Annotated in this window: 16 protein-coding genes; 6 read left to right on the forward strand and 10 right to left on the reverse strand. The window is 40.9% G+C overall.

Translation table 11 applies throughout. The annotated features are described in order from the left end of the window. Window positions 1-222: 222 nt before the first annotated feature. Window positions 223-2,472: a bifunctional prephenate dehydrogenase/3-phosphoshikimate 1-carboxyvinyltransferase gene (locus tag GBI66_RS04110; protein WP_151715247.1), complete on the reverse strand. Its 2,250-nt coding sequence runs from the start codon at window positions 2,470-2,472 to the stop codon at window positions 223-225. A 75-nt stretch (window positions 2,473-2,547) separates the two neighbouring features. Continuing rightward, on the reverse strand, window positions 2,548-3,657 hold the full coding sequence (pheA, locus tag GBI66_RS04115; RefSeq protein ID WP_004653917.1) for a prephenate dehydratase: 1,110 nt from the start codon (window positions 3,655-3,657) through the stop codon (window positions 2,548-2,550). A 191-nt stretch (window positions 3,658-3,848) separates the two neighbouring features. Here pheA and GBI66_RS04120 point away from each other — a divergent pair, with 191 nt between their 5' ends. Both GBI66_RS04120 and GBI66_RS04125 read left to right on the forward strand, forming a co-directional pair. Then, window positions 3,849-4,784, forward strand: a complete 936-nt coding sequence (locus GBI66_RS04120) for an alpha/beta hydrolase (RefSeq protein WP_151715248.1) — start codon at window positions 3,849-3,851, stop codon at window positions 4,782-4,784. Between the two features lie 117 nt (window positions 4,785-4,901). Then, complete coding sequence (locus GBI66_RS04125) at window positions 4,902-5,525, forward strand: hypothetical protein (protein WP_151715249.1); 624 nt, start codon at window positions 4,902-4,904, stop codon at window positions 5,523-5,525. Between the two features lie 53 nt (window positions 5,526-5,578). Here GBI66_RS04125 and GBI66_RS04130 read toward each other — a convergent pair whose 3' ends face one another. Further along, entirely contained in the window at window positions 5,579-6,724 is a 1,146-nt protein-coding gene (locus tag GBI66_RS04130; RefSeq protein ID WP_151715338.1) for an acyl-CoA dehydrogenase family protein, read from the reverse strand. A gap of 247 nt (window positions 6,725-6,971) precedes the next feature. Here GBI66_RS04130 and GBI66_RS04135 point away from each other — a divergent pair, with 247 nt between their 5' ends. After that, a complete protein-coding gene (locus tag GBI66_RS04135; protein ID WP_151715250.1) occupies window positions 6,972-7,967 on the forward strand; it encodes a glycosyl transferase family protein in 996 nt (331 codons plus the stop codon). A gap of 39 nt (window positions 7,968-8,006) precedes the next feature. On the opposite strand, the gene GBI66_RS04140 is transcribed toward GBI66_RS04135, so the two are convergent. The 3 genes from GBI66_RS04140 to GBI66_RS04150 form a co-directional block, all read right to left on the reverse strand. After that, window positions 8,007-8,414, reverse strand: a complete 408-nt coding sequence (locus GBI66_RS04140; protein WP_151715251.1) for a hypothetical protein — start codon at window positions 8,412-8,414, stop codon at window positions 8,007-8,009. Window positions 8,415-8,475: 61 nt separating this feature from the next. Beyond that, entirely contained in the window at window positions 8,476-8,748 is a 273-nt protein-coding gene (locus GBI66_RS04145; RefSeq protein WP_005187866.1) for a YeaC family protein, read from the reverse strand. After that, complete coding sequence (locus GBI66_RS04150; RefSeq protein WP_032858065.1) at window positions 8,745-9,653, reverse strand: NAD(+) kinase; 909 nt, start codon at window positions 9,651-9,653, stop codon at window positions 8,745-8,747. Before GBI66_RS04150 ends, GBI66_RS04145 begins: the two co-directional genes overlap by 4 nt. A 234-nt stretch (window positions 9,654-9,887) precedes the next feature. Between GBI66_RS04150 and mrcB the strand changes: the two genes are divergently transcribed. Further along, the gene (gene mrcB, locus GBI66_RS04155; RefSeq protein WP_005212754.1) at window positions 9,888-12,296 is read left to right on the forward strand and encodes a penicillin-binding protein 1B; all 2,409 of its coding nucleotides are present in this window, start codon (window positions 9,888-9,890) and stop codon (window positions 12,294-12,296) included. A 21-nt stretch (window positions 12,297-12,317) separates the two neighbouring features. Beyond that, window positions 12,318-12,866 carry a tetratricopeptide repeat protein gene (locus GBI66_RS04160; protein ID WP_151715252.1) on the forward strand — a complete coding sequence of 183 codons (549 nt, stop codon included), beginning with the start codon at window positions 12,318-12,320 and terminating at the stop codon, window positions 12,864-12,866. 2 nt (window positions 12,867-12,868) lie between these two features. On the opposite strand, the gene GBI66_RS04165 is transcribed toward GBI66_RS04160, so the two are convergent. Beyond that, on the reverse strand, window positions 12,869-13,780 hold the full coding sequence (locus GBI66_RS04165) for an NUDIX domain-containing protein (RefSeq protein WP_151715253.1): 912 nt from the start codon (window positions 13,778-13,780) through the stop codon (window positions 12,869-12,871). Between the two features lie 177 nt (window positions 13,781-13,957). Between GBI66_RS04165 and hemP the strand changes: the two genes are divergently transcribed. After that, window positions 13,958-14,128, forward strand: coding sequence for a hemin uptake protein HemP (hemP, locus tag GBI66_RS04170; protein ID WP_004653932.1), 171 nt, complete (start codon window positions 13,958-13,960; stop codon window positions 14,126-14,128). Between the two features lie 95 nt (window positions 14,129-14,223). Here the strand turns inward: hemP and GBI66_RS04175 are convergent, their stop codons facing one another. From GBI66_RS04175 to GBI66_RS04185, 3 genes are all read right to left on the reverse strand, one after another. Beyond that, complete coding sequence (locus tag GBI66_RS04175) at window positions 14,224-15,555, reverse strand: HAMP domain-containing sensor histidine kinase (protein ID WP_151715254.1); 1,332 nt, start codon at window positions 15,553-15,555, stop codon at window positions 14,224-14,226. 4 nt (window positions 15,556-15,559) lie between these two features. Continuing rightward, window positions 15,560-16,219: a response regulator transcription factor gene (locus GBI66_RS04180; RefSeq protein WP_151715255.1), complete on the reverse strand. Its 660-nt coding sequence runs from the start codon at window positions 16,217-16,219 to the stop codon at window positions 15,560-15,562. 107 nt (window positions 16,220-16,326) lie between these two features. Next, on the reverse strand, window positions 16,327-16,692 hold the full coding sequence (locus GBI66_RS04185) for a NirD/YgiW/YdeI family stress tolerance protein (protein WP_151715256.1): 366 nt from the start codon (window positions 16,690-16,692) through the stop codon (window positions 16,327-16,329). Window positions 16,693-16,766: the final 74 nt, after the last annotated feature.

A 16,766-nucleotide genomic window follows, 5' to 3' on the forward strand; every position in this document is an offset into this window, starting at 1 on the left:
ATTATATATACAATTGTCTTTAATAGATTAGCTGATTGTCTTAGTTCTATTGCTAAATTGATAAATTTAGACCCGATTAGATATGTACATCTACAAACTCAGCATTTTTATTATTTAAGCGTTTTCGCCTTATGTTTAGCCAATTGTTTTTATGAATATGCTTATAAAAAAAGCAGCATTTAACTTAATTAATCAAGCTAAACACTGCCTTTTCAGATCAGCTTATGGATTCACAACCTGTAAATCCAAACCTGCTGTATTTGCAAGTTCTGTGAAGGTTGGGAAACTGGTTGCCACAGTTTCTGTACCATGAATGGTGATGTTACCCGAAGTACGTAAACCAGCCATACTGAAACTCATGGCAATACGGTGGTCATGATGTGACTCAATTTCACCACCAGTGAAAATGGCTGACCAATCACCAGACTTGCCCTTACCTTCAATGATGATGCCATCGTCAGTTGGGGTACAATCAATACCCATGGTTTTTAAACCATCTGCCATTACTTGAATGCGGTCAGACTCTTTAACACGTAGCTCAGCCGCACCTGTTAGAACCGTTTGGCCTTCTGCACATGCAGCAGCAATGAACAATGCTGGGAATTCATCAATTGCTAATGGTACTTGGTCTTCTGGCATATGAATGCCTTTGAGTGTTCTAGAACCTTTGATATGAATATCTGCAATAGGTTCACCGCCTGCAATACGTTCATTTTCTACGGTTAAGTCAGCACCCATTTGCTTCAAGATTTCGATCACGCCTGTACGCGTTGGATTGATCCCAACCGCTTCAAGGACCACATCTGCACCTTCAGTAATCGCAGCACCGACCATAAAGAATGCAGCAGATGAAATATCAGATGGTACTTGGATATCCGTACCAACTAATTTACCACCACCCACAAGCGAAATTTTATTGCCTTCAGTTTTCACATCATAACCAAAAGCACGCAACATACGTTCAGTATGGTCGCGTGTTGGTTCTGGCTCAGTCACTGAAGTTTCACCCGCAGCCCATAAACCCGCCAATAAAATGCCTGATTTCACTTGAGCTGATGCCATTGGTAAATCGTATTGAATCCCTTTAAGGGCTTGGCTACCTGTAATGCTGACTGGAGGTGTGCCTTTCTCACCAGTGGTTTGGATTTGAGCACCCATTTCACGAAGTGGCTTGGCAATACGTTCCATTGGACGCTTAGACAATGACGCATCGCCAGTCATTACAGAGTCAAATTTTTGCGCAGACAACATGCCAGATAGCAAACGCATACTGGTGCCTGAGTTACCCATATACAACGCGCTTGCTGGCGCTTTTAAACCTTGCATGCCCACGCCATGAATAGTGACTTCACCATTCTTCGGTCCTTCGATGCTCACACCCATATCACGGAAAGCCTGTAAAGTTGCGAGTGCATCTTCACCTTCCAAGAAGCCTGTTACATGTGTTGTGCCTTCTGCAATCGCACCAAACATGATTGAGCGATGTGACACAGATTTGTCACCCGGTACGGTGAATTTACCTGTAAATGTTTTCTTTCCCGGTAAAATGGTAAATTGCTGTGTCACCTTGTTTTTCTCCATCAAAGGTTTTTTGGCCAACATATGGTTAAAGTGCTGACGTGCTGCTTGAGCATGCCCGAGCAGCCCCATCAACGCGTGTGAATCTTCCTGTTCAATCAATTTCTTTAAAACGGACAATTGCTGTTCAAAGCCATCAACAGCATTTAAAATTGCGGTTTTATTGGCAAAGAAAATATCATGCCACATCTGTGGGTCACTGGCGGCAATACGCGAGAAGTCACGAAAACCTCCTGCAGCATAGCGAAAAATATCTAAATTATCTTCACGATTTGCCAGTTGCTCGACCAGATTGAATGCCATCAAATGCGGTAAATGGCTGGTATGTGCCAATACTTCATCGTGTTTGGTGACATCCATACAAATCACTTCTGCTTTTGCAGCAGACCAAAGTTGAATCAGTTTTTCAACCGCCCAATCTGCACTGGTCGGAAGTGGTGTCAAAATCACTTTATGATTGACGAATAAATCAACTTTACCAGCATGCACCCCAGTATGCTCTGCACCTGCAATCGGATGGCCTGGTACAAAACCGAAAGGTAAATCTTCACCAAATACAGCTTTAGCGGCTTCAACCACATTACCTTTGGTACTACCTACATCGGTAATAATCACATTGTCTGCAAGATAAGGCTTGATCTGTTCCAGCACTTTTTGTGTCGCACGCACAGGTAATGCTAAAACAATTAAATCTGCATCCTGAACGGCTTCTTCTGGTGTTGCATAACCGTGTTGAATAAGACCGAGTGCCTTAGCATCTTCTAATGTTTTTTTTGAGCGTGTTGAAGCTACAATTTGAGCTGCAAGTTGTTCTGCCACAATCACACGAGCAAGACTCGACCCAATCAGTCCAAGCCCAATAAATGCAACTTTCTTAAATAATGGTTGAGACATAAAACATATTTGCCTAATGAGACGACATTGATATGGATAGATACCGAAGTCATCTATCCATTCGATAAAACGGGATTATAAAACAGCGATTGGATACGAACCGAGTACACGTAACTCTTTCACCATTGGACGGATTTCTTCCAATGCCGCTGCAACATTTTCCTGACCGATATGTCCTTCCAAATCGATAAAGAACACATAAGCCCATTTCTCAGGCAATGCTGGACGTGTTTCAATACTGGTCAAGCTGATTTGATGCTTGGCAAACGGCGCAAGAATTTCCAATAAAGCACCGGCACGATCATGTGCAGAGATCAATAAAGAGGTTTTATCATTACCGCTTTGAGGAATTTTCTCACGACCAATCACAAGGAAACGTGTGGTATTTTCAGGATTATCTTCAATATTGCTATGTAAAATCTCAAGGTTGTACATGCTTGCCGCAATATCAGATGCAATCGCAGCTGAATGCCATTCGTTACGGATACGGCGTGCCGCTTCCGCATTTGAGTTCAACGCTACACGCTCTACCCCAGGATAATGTGCATCTAACCACTTACGGCATTGTGCCAAAGTTTGCTGATGCGCATAAATCTGTTTAATACTATCTTTACGGGTATTTTCAGATACAAGGAATTGGTGATGAATACGTAACTCAACTTCACCAATTACATTAACAGTCGATGATTTAAAGCAATCCAGCGTATGGTTGACGATACCTTCAGATGAGTTCTCGACTGGAACAACACCGTAATGTGCACTGCTCGCTTCAACTTCACGGAATACTTCATCAATGGTTGGCAGTGGACGCACAACGGCGTCTTTACCAAAATGCTTTAATACAGCCGAATGGGTATAAGTTCCTTCTGGTCCGAGAAATGCAATGCTTTGTGGTGCTTCAAGTGCCAAACATGCTGACATGATTTCACGGAACAAACGTGCCATGGTTGCATCAGACAAAGGTCCCTGATTACGCTCCATGACTTTACGCAGCACTTGAGCTTCACGTTCTGGGCGATAAAACAGCGGATTCTCTTCGGATGCAAATTTCGCTTTGGCTACAGCTTCTGCAAGCGTCGCACGGCGGTTGAGTAACTCTTGGATTTGTTGATCAACACTATCAATATCGTTACGAATTTGTTCTAAATTAAGTGAATTCGATGTGTTTTGTCCATCGTTTACCATTGAATGCAGCCTCAGCAAAATCATCTATAAGAATGGATTACAATTCATCTGTGAATTGATTATCCGAGCTAGTATAACAACACTTTAAGCTATTAAACACGCTGAGTTTTAACTCTTTTTATTACCGAACTTTATTGATAATGATTTTCATTATATATTGCTAGCAAAATTTCAATGCTTGCGAATAAATTATGTTTAAACCACTTGGTATTTTGACTTTTTCTCTGCTGATGGCAACACCATTGGCTTTTGCTCAACCGACGACCTCGAGTTCAAATAAAGCGCCTCTTAAATCACAAACCAATATTCAACAAAGCTTTGTAATCGCATCCAAATATACAAAACATGATTATCTGATTCAGATCTCTGTTCCTGCTGGTGAAGTCCCAAGTGAAGGTTTTCCTGTGCTGTATATATTGGATGGCAATGCCGCATTTGATAGTGCTGCCAATATCGCTAAATCAGTGGGTGGTGGTGCCAATCGTTTGGGCTTGAGTCCAGTCGCTATTGTTGCAATCGGCTACCCACAGCAAAACAGTTTTGATGTAGAAAAGCGTGCTTTAGACTACACACCAAAAGCATCCGCTGAATTTCAAAAACAAGCCAAGCACACTTATGGTGGTGCAGACCAATTTATTCAATTTATAGAAAAAGAGCTAAAACCTGCGATTCAAACCAAAATTAAAGTTAATCCACAGCAACAGAGTTTATTTGGACATTCCTTTGGTGGACTATTTGTTTTACACACTTTCTTTAGCCAACCACAAATGTTCCAACGTTATATTGCTGCCAGCCCTTCACTCTGGTTTGATAATTATGCATTGCTCAATCGGCAGGCAGATTGGTTAAAGAATCAAAATAAAACTCAAGATATCATGCTGATGACCACAGTGGGTACACATGAACATGGTCGAAGTCCAACACCAGACGCTGAATCCTTGCAGAAGCAGAATAACTTCTATCAAAACTTTAATCAGCAACGTTCAAAGCATTTCTTGTTCTGGAATTATCGACATCCTGCTGAACAGCATTTGACTAATATGTATGTCAGCTTACCGAAAGCGATTATGTTGGCAGGTTGTCAGCCGCAAAGTTGCTCAAATCTATTTGATGAACCAACACCATAAAATCCTGAATAAACACAGCTGAATTTAAGCGGACGATTCGCTCCGCTTAAATTTGAACATTTCAATAGAATAGATTGGTTATACTGCGAGAAGATGTCATAACAACAGTAAAATACAATGAATAAAATTTTCGGCTTAGGTCTACTGAGCTTGATCAGTATGGGTTTAACCGCATGCAGCGGTTGTCCATTGATTGCAGGTTGCAATGGCACAGATCGCTCGCCTTATTTTATCACCCCGATGAGCAGTCAAGTTCGGGGAATAGCTGTACCGCCTCAAAGCAAACTCACTTATCAATCACAGCACTTTAAACAAGAATTTCAGCAAACTCATGCCTTAAAAGAACAAAACTTAACTGGCATCGCCCTTCCCGAAAACACCGCAATCCTGTGGGGAGGCATGCCAGTTGAGCGGTTTATTCAATTTTCTAATCCCAAAATGACAGGCTTTACCGTCTACCCTGCAACAGGATTTAAGTCAGAACAATCGAATGCTTTCTTAAATTTATGGAAAAGTTGTGAAAGTGATTTAGACATCAACTTAAAGAACCCTAATGACTGGTCATTTAATCCATCTAACATGCAAATACGAGGCTGTGGGGTTAATATTCAACAACGCAGTGAATATACCGATGATGAACTGCGTCAAAATCAAGCCGATGAGTTTCTACGCAAGATCAATCAAGCCTTACAGCAATTGCCTAAACAACAAAACTATCCTGTTCTTCAATCGAGCAAATAGTGAAAACAAAACAGCCTGCTCGAAAGCAGGCTGTTTGACTAGATAAATGCAGATTAAGCTTTACCAATAATGCCACGCGCCACGATTTCTTTCATGATTTCATTGGTACCACCGTAAATACGCTGAATACGTGCATCAACAAAGAAACGTGAAATTGGATATTCAGTCATATAACCGTAGCCACCGAATAATTGCAGTAAGTTATCAGCCACTTTCATTTGCATATCACTACTGAAGCTCTTCAATGCCGCAGCAGTCTCTACATCCAATTTGCCTTCATTATATAAAGCCACGTTTTGATTATAGAAAGCTGCTGTTGCCAACTCGTCAATCTTCGCTTGTGCCAATACAAAACGTGTATTTTGGAATTGCGAAATTGCCTGACCAAAGGCTTGGCGTTCTTTTACATATTGCGTGGTAATATCAATCGCACCACGAATTGCACCCAATGCAGTCGCAGCAATCGCAGTACGTTCACGCGGAAGCTCTTGCATCAAGTAAGCAAAACCTTGTCCTGCTTGACCCAACAATTGATCTTTCGGTACTTTGACATTATCAAAGAACAGCTCTGAAGTATCTTGTGAATGCAAACCGATTTTGTCGAGGTTAGTGCCCTTTTTAAAACCGTCTAAATGCGTATCCACTAACATTAGTGACACGCCTTTCGCACGTGCTTGTGGATCGGTCTTCACCGCAAGAACTACAAGATCCGCATGCTGACCATTTGAAATAAAGGTTTTTGAACCATTTAACACATAGTGGTCATCTTGCAGGATGGCACTGGTACGCATTGCCTGTAAATCTGAGCCAGCACCCGGTTCAGTCATACCAATGGCACCGACCACTTCACCTGATACCATTTTTGGCAACCAATACTGTTTTTGTTCTTCTGTTGCAATGTGTTGGATATACGGCGCTGCAATTTCAGAGTGACATGAAATCGCGGTTGATAATGCACAGTAACCTGCACGTGCAGACTCTTCAACCAACATCAATGAATAATGCGTTGGTACACCATAACCACCGTATTCTTCTGGGACATCGACACACAAGAATCCATTGTCGCCCAAAGCGTTCCATACAGAACGTGGCATGATCCCTTCACGTTCCCATTGCTCATAATGAGGTGCAATCTGCTCGCTCATAAAGCGTTTAAAGTTATCGCGGAAGAGTTCCAAATCTGAATCGTAAGCTAACATCATTATTTCCTTTCGCTTTCATTGTTTTTAAAAATTTGTTCGCAGCCATGCTAATAACTTTTAGATGGGATGTCATGTCCCGTTTACATCAAATCACTAGACTGATTCGGTCAATAATTTTGTTTGCATCGTCTATCTTTAGACAACAGTTGCTTATTGATTAAACAGCTTGTTGGTTTTTTTATGCTACACCGCCCAGTTTTATGTCATATTTGTTTTATTCTTTGTGACAACCTTCAATACGACCATGAACACAAAACGTAATATCTATAAAACTGTAGAACATCCATTTGCTCAATATGTTCGTATTTTAGGTAAGGGCAAAACTGGTTCCCGTTCGCTCACTTATGAAGAAGCCTATCAAGCCTTTAGCATGATCTTAAAAGATGAAGTCTTGGATGTGCAGTTGGGTGCATTCTTGATGCTCTTGCGTGTTAAAGAAGAATCTGTCGATGAACTGGCAGGTTTTGTCCAAGCCACGCGTGATCAACTTAACTTTCAACCGCTTGATGTGGATCTAGACTGGTCCTCTTATGCAGGCAAGCGTAAGCACTATCCGTGGTTCCTATTAGCAGCACTGACTTTAGCGCATCATGGTTACAAGATTGTGATGCATGGCGCATCTGGTCATACCATTAACCGTGTCTATACCGAGCAAGTTTTACAGTATTTAGGCTATTCAATTTGTCAAAATCAACAGGATGTCCGTGAGCAACTGGAACAGCACAATTTTGCCTATCTACCACTTGAAGTGATTTCACCAATTCTAAGTAAATTGATCTCGCTAAGAAATGTGATGGGGTTACGCTCTCCAATCCATACTTTGGCACGCCTGATTAATCCATTTAATGCCAAAGCGACCTTACAAGCGATCTTCCACCCTGCTTATCGAACCTCACATCAACAGACTGCGTTCCGTTTGGGTTATCAAAACAGTGCTGTGATTAAAGGTGAAGGTGGTGAGTTTGAACGTAATCCTGATGCCAAAACGTTAATTTGTGGCATTAAAAATGGTGAGTTGTACGAACACGAACTACCAAAGTTAACCCCTGACCGTAGTCCGATTGAAGAAGAGCTTGATTTAGCTGTGTTTAAAGCAGTTTGGTTGGGTGAACAGTCTCATGAATATGGCGAATTGGCAGTCATTGAAACAATGGGAATCGCGTTGTATACCATGGGTATGGTTAGCAATTACGAGGATGCGATGAAGAAAGCACAAGAATTATGGGATAGTCGTTTCTAATTATACGAATGACCAAGGTTATATTGGATAGCCTTGGTTTTAAGGTTCAATATAATAAAAATCTGGCCAAAACGGATATTTCTGACCTGAAGAATGAATATTTCTTAGCTTCAGGTGATCACCTATTTTGATTGTAATCTTGTTAGGATCGTGGGACCCCGAAAGATAGGCATCTCGTTGTTGACCTATAAGTGTCTTACAATATGTCTGATGGGCTTTGATCTTTTGGGAGTTTCGCATTGTTTGTGACTCCAGCACCTGAATCCCAATCAATAACATAGGATAACCATCGTTCTTTATACTTGTATATTCGGTTTGGGGGGAAGTGTATTTCTGATTGGCAACGACCTTCACCTTGAGTAAACATTCAATGGGTTGTTTAGCCAATACAGCGCCACTAAACAATATAAGAAATAATAGTGCGTAAACAGATTTTAAATGTTTCATAAGATTCTTTATTATATTTTGATAAACAAAAAAAAGCCCAGTAATCACTGAGCTTCTTAAATTAAACAAACCGAATCGGCTTAAATTCAGGCTCATGTTTGTGATGATCATCATCACATTCCTCACCCTCATCTTTAGTACCGCGATCAATATAACCGCTACGCTGCTCTTTTGGTAAATGTTCCATTTCCCATGCGTACACCGCTTGCATACAGATTTCACGCTGTTCTTTGGTTAATGCAATACCGTTTGGCCATTTACCAATTTCAACAGCAGTACGAAGACGCTCAACAATTTCAGGATTTAAAATAGCGAGCATTTGTTCAATATTCATGAGTCATCCTGTTGAAAAGATTCAAAATCTTGATTCCACCCCAATTTGGTACGACATGCCATATAGAAGTCATAACCGGGTGGATGTAATAAGCTTAGTTTAAACGGATGTTTGCGAATATGCACCGTGTCACCGACATTTAATGCAACACTATGTTGACCATCGGCACTGACCATCGGCAAAACACGGTTTTCACGAATGGTAATTTTAACTTCACTGTGACCACCCACCACGATCGGTCGTGACGACAACGTATGTGGATGCATCGGCACTAAGGCGATCGCATCCATACTCGGATGCAAGATTGGCCCACCACCTGACAATGAATATGCAGTTGAACCTGTTGGGGTTGAAACAATTAAACCATCACTGTGCTGACGATAGACATATTGCCCATCAATATTCAGCTCGAAATCGATCATATGAACCGATTTACCTGAGTGTAAAACCACATCATTCAATGCAATCGCATCGTAAATCGTTTCGCCATTGGTACGAACTTCCATTTCCAATAAGAAACGGCGATCAAGTTGAAATTGACCTTGTAGCACCTGATCAAGTTTAAAAATAGCTTCAGCAGGCTTAATGTCAGTTAAAAAACCCAATCGACCACGGTTAATACCGATCACTGGCGTGTTATGTCGTACTAAGGCACGTGCGGCATGCAGCAATGAACCATCACCACCAACCACAATCACTAAATCAACGACTTCACCCAATAAATTTCGGCTTACCGTCTGCCCATGACCATAAGGCACTAATTTCGCTGTTTCCTGATCAAAAACGGGGTTTAAACCTAAAGTGATCAAATGATCATGAATTAAACATAACGTTTCTACTACAGAATACTTGTCTGGTCGTCCAATTAGACCAATATTTCGAAAGGATTTATGTGAAATTTGCACGAATAATTCAGCTCCGTCGCGATTACTGACTATCATATCATTAACAACCAATGTTGCGTTGATGATTGATTAAAAAGTATAAAAATGTCTATTCGTTGTTTTTTTATACGTTTAATGTCAACACATTCTTAAAGTTTTTTTTGCATGTTGCTATTTATTCACAGTTTTATGATTGCAAAATGACAATAAGCTATCGCATCATTACCGACATTGTTTTGGTTTTAACGCAAATCTATGAAGTTTGAACGTGGTATTGGTTTTCTAGCACTCATTTTCTCAATGTTAGTGATAGGTGTCTTTGTTGCTTTTAGTATCTATCTGATCCGCTTGGATAATATTATTCGTGACAAATTTGAAGGTCAGCGTTGGGACATCCCTGCCAAGGTGTTTGCTCGCCCATTAGAAATCTATTCTAGTGCACCGATTACTCAAGAGAATTTTACCCAAGAGTTAAAATTACTGGGTTATAAAAACACAGCGAATTATGACAAGTCTGGTAGCTATGTAGTACAAGGCAACCAGATGTATGTCCATACCCGTGGTTTTGACTATGGCGATAGTAATGAACCTGAGCAGGTACTAGAACTTGCTTTTGCCGATGGTCAGGTGAGTGAAATCCGTTCAACCAAACCTTCGAATACAGGCGTTGCTCGTTTAGAACCTTTATTGATTGGTGGTATCTATCCACAACACAATGAAGACCGCGTTCTGATCAAATTAAATAAAGTACCAAAAACCCTGATTGAAGCATTAATTTCAACAGAAGATCGTAATTTCTATCATCATCATGGTATTTCAATCCGTGGTACAGCACGTGCCTTGGTCAGTAATGCCACTGGTGGCCGTCGTCAAGGTGGTTCGACTTTAACGCAGCAGTTGGTCAAGAATTTCTATCTATCACCAGAGAAAACGCTGAAACGTAAAGTTAATGAAGCGCTAATGGCCATATTAATTGAATTACATTACAGCAAAGATGAGATTCTGGAAGCCTATTTAAATGAAGTGAATTTAGGTCAAAATGGTAGCTATTCGATTAATGGTTATGGTCTAGCATCACAGTTTTATTTTGGTTTGCCTCTGCGTGAGTTGAATATCTCACAGCAAGCATTCCTTGTTGGTTTAGTTCAAGGGCCTTCTTTATATAACCCTTGGCGCAATCCAGAATCTGCAAAAAAACGTCGTGATGTTGTGTTAAACAACATGAAAGTGATGGGTTATTTAACTGAAGCGGAATACCAAGATGAAATTGCTCGTCCATTAAATGTGGTGAGTAAACCAACTTTAGGCCCTGCAAAATTCCCAGATTTCTTGGATATTGTACGTCGTCAGCTCCGTACAGAATATCAAGAAAGTGATATTACCAATCAAGGCTTAAGAATTTTCACCACACTTGATCCAATTGCGCAAACACAAGTGCAAAATGCATTTAAGAGCACCGTCGATCGTTTAGCCAAAGCCAACCCTGCCCGTTTGAAAAACCTGCAAGGTGCGGTTCTAGTTGCTCATCCTGAAAATGGTGAATTGGTTGCAGCTGTGGGTTCAACTCAAGATTTTACTGGCTTTAACCGTGCCTTAGATGCTAAGCGCCAAGTGGGTTCATTACTGAAACCAATTATTTATTTAAATGCAATCGAGTCTGGGCGTTATACTTGGGCAAGCCCAATTGAAGACAGTGCAGTCAATATCCCAATTGATGGCGACAAGAGCTGGACACCGAAAAACTACAGTGGTGGTGAACATGGTGTTGTGCCAATGCAACAGGCATTGGCGAATTCATACAACCTGTCTACTGTACGCTTAGCCAATGAATTTGGTTTATCTGCATTCAGTAATAAGCTCAAACAGTTCGGGGTAAGTTCTGATATCCCTGCCTACCCTTCGATTTACCTTGGTGCTGTAAATATGTCACCAATGGAAGTATTGAGCATTTACGGTAATTTTGCGACGGGCGGCTTTAAATATCCACCACGCTCGATTCGTACCGTTGTCGATGCCAAAGGACATTTACTTGAGCGTTATGGCCTGAATGTTCAACAAACGATTGACCCTGCTGCTGCATATATTATTAATTATGGTTTACAGCAAGTGATGCGTTCTGGTACGGGTCGTTCTGCATATAACAGCCTACCAGAATCACTGAATTTAGCAGGTAAATCAGGAACCACAAATGACACGAGAGATTCATGGTTTGCAGGTTATTCAGGTAACCATGTTGCAGTGGTTTGGTTGGGTCTGGATGATAACAAAGTCACTGGCTTAACAGGCTCTTCAGGCGCTTTGCCTGTGTGGACCAATGTGATGAAACAACTCCGTCAAGAACCTGTCAATCTGCGTCAAACTGATAATGTTCAATGGCAATGGATTGATAGTGCCAGTGGTGACTTATCTGCTCAAGGCTGTGATGGTGCGATGTATATTCCATTATTGCGTCAAACCGTACCACGTCGTGCAACCTTGTGTGGTCAATCTCACTATGAAGTTGAACCGACTTATATTCCACAGTCAGATGAAACACCTGCTGATGATCATAACGATGGTATCAGCAACTATATTCGCGAAAGTGAAAACCAAATGGATACAGATTTATCCAATCACACCCCAACCCGCGTTATCTCTAGTGGCAGCTATAACGGTGAGAATTAAGTTTAATAAGGATGATTGGACATGATGAAAAAAATCACGGTTATTGTTGGTGTATTGCTGATCGCAGGTTGTACTGCAGCACCTGAAAAAGTGGTCAATAAACCGACCAGCAATCCTCCGCCAAAAAAGAAGGTGACTCAGCCTTCTTCTGGCGTGAAAATCACGCCATATGAGCAAAAAGAAATTAAACGTCAAAGTGTTCCTGTTGTTGTTCCGCAACAAAAGGTTCAGCAAAAGTTTAATGATGGCAGCCAGTTACCTGCATTTAAAACTTTAATGCAGAAAACTCAAGTGGCTTATAAGCAGCAGCAACTTGCAGAAGCTGAGCGTTATGCCCTACAAGCACAACGTATTGCACCACAAGCCACAGAAACTTATTTGTATTTGGCGATGATTGCTGATCAGCGTAAAGAATATGCCAATGCCGAAGCATTGGCACGCCGTGGCTTAAGTTATGCGCAAAGCAACGCAATGAAAAAGCAACTCTGGACGATTATCCTTAAAGCGAGCGAAGCACGCGGTCACACCATTAAGGCCCAAGAAGCACGCAGAACGATTCAGACACTTTAAGTTTAATCAATTGAACTAAACTGACGAATCCCAGCAAGTCCATAAGCATAATGTTTTTGGGCTTGTTCTAAATCTGCAGGTGCAACCCCACCTAATGCGAATATAGGGATATCAATGTTCTGTGCCAATTCCTGAAAACGATCCCACCCCAATACTTTCGTTTCTGGATGCGTCTCAGTGGCATGTACAGGACTCAAAAGCACGGCATCACACCCAATCTGCTGAGCGTGTTTTAAAGACACGGCATCGTGACAGGCAGCGATAAAGCGCTTCCCTACAATCAAACCACCTTTGCTTAAACTCATCAGCTGCGATTGCTTTAAATGAATGGTCTGTATCTTGTTTTGCAGTTCAACATTCAATTTTTGCCACAGATCAACATTGATAATGAGTTTTTTCAATTGATCATCCTTCAAAGCGTCAAGCTGTTGCTCAATTTGCTGAATATCATCCGTTTGTATACGCCAATACAATAGCGCCTGTTGTTGAGGCAAAACATCGATCTGATCACTAATCTTAACCAGATGTGGCCAACTCAAACGTTGCAGAATTGCGGCATTTGCTTTCGGAAAATTTAGATCAATCAATTGATCACGACTATACCAAGCCCATGGTTGATGAATAAGATTGAGTAACTCATCCGGAACGAAAGCATGGAATAAGTGTAAATTGACAATGATGTCTTCATATTCATGTCGAATCACATCAAAGGCATGCCACTCTTTTAAACCAATCCCAACTTCCTCATAAATTTCTCGACGACAAGCTTGTTCAGGTGTTTCACCCGCCTCAACTTTGCCACCTGGGAATTCATGTTTGTTGCCCTGATGCTGGTTTGCCTGTCTCCAACCAACCAAAACTTTTGCTTTATGTAATAAAATTGCGATTGCAACATCAACTGTAGCTTTTGCCATAACAGTTTAAAATCCCTCATTTTTCTATAGCCATTTTAAGGAAAATGTCACCCTATTCCCATGTCAAAAAACAAAATTAATGAATGATTTTGTAAATTCTTAAAATTTCCGTTGACAGGTCTATTCGATAATGATTATCATTTAAAACATTAAAAAACACACCACGGAGCATAACAAATGAACGCACCATTCAGCCTATTCACTCGTAGTACAGATGCAGCTCAATCATTGCCAATGTTGCATTCAAACAACCTTTTTGCCTTAGGACGCGAGATCCGCATCATGCATGCTGGTGAGGAATATCGCTTACGTTTAACCCGTAATAATCGCCTGATTTTAACGAAGTAATATAATAATAATCGGACAACAATAAAAAACGTGGGAATAGCAGTATGTCAGCGCATACTGCTTTTTTAATGTGCTTGCAGAATAAAAAAATCAAATCAAATTTTGAAGCTTATCGTGACTTTAAGACCACCATACTCAGATTGCTCAAACGCCATTCTTCCATGATGCAGTTCAATAATTTTTTTACAAATCGAAAGCCCTAAACCAGAGCCTTGTGTTTTCGTCCCCAAAGCACGATAGAAACGTTCACCCAGCCGTTCTAAAATTTCAGTACTAATACCATTCCCATCATTTTCAATACACAGCTCTAGCCCATCAGAACGCTGATTTAACGCAATATAAACTGTTCCATTTTCTGGTGTATATCGAATCGCATTGTCTAAAATATTGCGTACACAGGTAAAGATCAGCTGTTGATTCGCTAAAACCATAGTGTCTTTTAGAATCGAAGTTTGCTGGAGTTGAATTACCTTCTCATGTGCAAATAAGCTTAATGCTTGGGTTGCCTCATCTATCACTAATTGCAATGCAAAATGAGTTTTGGGAAGATTGTCTGAATGCTCAGGGTCCAATCTTGCCAGTAACAACAGATTTTCTAAAGTTTGGATTCCACGGCTCACGTCTTGCTGCATTTGCGAAAAATCTGCTGCACGTTCTGGATATTTGCGCTGCAACAATTGTAAGCGCATCTGGATTGCGGACAATGGTGAACGTAACTCATGTGAAGCATCTGCCGTAAAGCGTTGCTCTGCCTGCAAAGCATAATCTAGTCGCTGTAACAGTCGGTTTAACTGACCCAATATCGGTTGTAATTCTTTTAGTTCAACTTCACCTGCTTGAATCGGTGACAAATCATCTGCACTCTTGGCAGAGATTTCCGTAGATAATTGATGGATAACTTTGAATTGGCGTTTAATCAAAAAATGCAACATGATCCATTGCATCAACCACACCAAGATTAAAATCAGTGCATAGCCCGCAAAACTATTTAGCAAGTCTTTAAAACGTTCGCCTAACGGCTGTAAAATCAACACCTGCATAGGTGCATGCTCACCTTCACCTGCATAGCTCCGCCATAGCTGACCTTTCTGCCAAATCAGCCCAAAGTCACCCTGTGTTGCATTAATCAAAGTGTAATACTGCGGATCAAGATGAAAATTTTCTGATTGAGTTAAGGTTTGCTGTGCATTGCTCAAGCGGTATTGAATATCAAATTGCTCACTCAACTCATCTATCTGCTGCCCTGAGGTTGTGGTCAAATCGGTAATTAGCAGCATATCTGAAATCTCGTCCATGATCTCATCTTGCACTTGCATGGTTTGATACACTGAAATGACAGCGAATAAAAGTAATGCCACGCAACCAGCCAGAATTGAACTAATCAAAGAGGTTTTTACTAACTTAGTTTGCAAAGACACCACTTTCATTGTGCTATTCCTGATGCATGCGGTAGCCTAAACCACGAATGGTTTTAATATATTGGCCACCAATTTTTTTACGAATTTGATAAATAAACACTTCAATTGCATTACTTTCGATTTCATCCCCCCAAGCATATAAAGACTCTTCCAGTTGCTCACGTGTCAGAATATGATTGGGCTTTTGCATCAACTTATGTAAAATTTGGAACTCTTTTGCAGTCAGGTTAATGGTCTGTCCTGCTTTGGTAAGTGTTTTCGCCTGCGGGTCCAGTTGTAAATCCAAGAAACTGAGATACTGCCCGGCTTGAGCTTGATGCTGACGTAACTGTGAACGAACCCGGGCTGATAATTCTTCCAGATTAAATGGCTTAACCAGATAATCATTGGCACCAAGATCCAAGCCTTCAACTCGGTCGTGAATATGGTCTTTGGCGGTAATAAAAATGACAGGCGTTTTCGAGTTTTGACGACGAATACATTTCAAAATGTCATCCCCAGAAGCTTGCGGCAAGCCACGATCGAGTAAAATGCAATCGTATTCATGCTGTTCGACCGCCAAAATTGCATGATCGCCTCGTTCGACCCAATCGACGCTATAACCATCCATTTCTAGCCAGTCTTTAATACTTTCTGCCTGCGAAGCATCATCCTCAGCCAATAAAATTCGCATAGAACCCTACATCCATCAAACGACTACGATTAATCATGCCTTTAAACAGCACAACAAGCAAAAAAACCACATGATCAATCATGTGGCTTTTTGCTATAAATTACGGCTTAGAACTTCACTTCATTGACATCAACTTCAACACGTTTGGCTGGTTTATAGTCGATGTCAATTTCACCAATAAGGGTCACAGGTGTTTTTGCTGAGATTGGTTTACCCATCCATAAGTCATCATCAATATCTACCGTAATGCTGCCTGTTTGATCGCTAAACTGATATTTCTCATCACCTGTTGCTTTCACCACATAGCCTTTTAATTGCACTGGCGTATCATCTTTCAATGTTAACGCTTGTTTAACTGTGGTGGTTTGTGTTGGTGCTAAAGCTTGTTGATTGACAGCACCTGTATTTGCCAGTGCAAATGTGGTTACACCAACCAAACCAGCAATCACTGCAACTTTAGAAAAAACGTTCATCTTCATACCCTCATTGTGGTTCATCATTTCGATGTAGTCATTAAAACAAATGAAGATGAGGTGAATCTGAAGAT

The organism is Acinetobacter sp. TUM15071 (assembly GCF_008980925.1).
Taxonomy (GTDB): Bacteria; Pseudomonadota; Gammaproteobacteria; order Pseudomonadales; family Moraxellaceae; genus Acinetobacter; species Acinetobacter dispersus.

What these genes read in the sequence shown, in the direction of transcription:
- GBI66_RS04110 (WP_151715247.1), bottom strand. Translation starts at nt 2,472, where the DNA reads ATGTCTCAACCATTATTTAAGAAAGTTGCATTTATTGGGCTTGGACTG.
- pheA (WP_004653917.1), bottom strand. Translation starts at nt 3,657, where the DNA reads ATGGTAAACGATGGACAAAACACATCGAATTCACTTAATTTAGAACAA.
- GBI66_RS04120 (WP_151715248.1), top strand. Translation starts at nt 3,849, where the DNA reads ATGTTTAAACCACTTGGTATTTTGACTTTTTCTCTGCTGATGGCAACA.
- GBI66_RS04125 (WP_151715249.1), top strand. Translation starts at nt 4,902, where the DNA reads ATGAATAAAATTTTCGGCTTAGGTCTACTGAGCTTGATCAGTATGGGT.
- GBI66_RS04130 (WP_151715338.1), bottom strand. Translation starts at nt 6,724, where the DNA reads ATGTTAGCTTACGATTCAGATTTGGAACTCTTCCGCGATAACTTTAAA.
- GBI66_RS04135 (WP_151715250.1), top strand. Translation starts at nt 6,972, where the DNA reads ATGAACACAAAACGTAATATCTATAAAACTGTAGAACATCCATTTGCT.
- GBI66_RS04140 (WP_151715251.1), bottom strand. Translation starts at nt 8,414, where the DNA reads ATGAAACATTTAAAATCTGTTTACGCACTATTATTTCTTATATTGTTT.
- GBI66_RS04145 (WP_005187866.1), bottom strand. Translation starts at nt 8,748, where the DNA reads ATGAATATTGAACAAATGCTCGCTATTTTAAATCCTGAAATTGTTGAG.
- mrcB (WP_005212754.1), top strand. Translation starts at nt 9,888, where the DNA reads ATGAAGTTTGAACGTGGTATTGGTTTTCTAGCACTCATTTTCTCAATG.
- GBI66_RS04160 (WP_151715252.1), top strand. Translation starts at nt 12,318, where the DNA reads ATGATGAAAAAAATCACGGTTATTGTTGGTGTATTGCTGATCGCAGGT.
- GBI66_RS04165 (WP_151715253.1), bottom strand. Translation starts at nt 13,780, where the DNA reads ATGGCAAAAGCTACAGTTGATGTTGCAATCGCAATTTTATTACATAAA.
- hemP (WP_004653932.1), top strand. Translation starts at nt 13,958, where the DNA reads ATGAACGCACCATTCAGCCTATTCACTCGTAGTACAGATGCAGCTCAA.
- GBI66_RS04175 (WP_151715254.1), bottom strand. Translation starts at nt 15,555, where the DNA reads ATGAAAGTGGTGTCTTTGCAAACTAAGTTAGTAAAAACCTCTTTGATT.
- GBI66_RS04180 (WP_151715255.1), bottom strand. Translation starts at nt 16,219, where the DNA reads ATGCGAATTTTATTGGCTGAGGATGATGCTTCGCAGGCAGAAAGTATT.
- GBI66_RS04185 (WP_151715256.1), bottom strand. Translation starts at nt 16,692, where the DNA reads ATGAACGTTTTTTCTAAAGTTGCAGTGATTGCTGGTTTGGTTGGTGTA.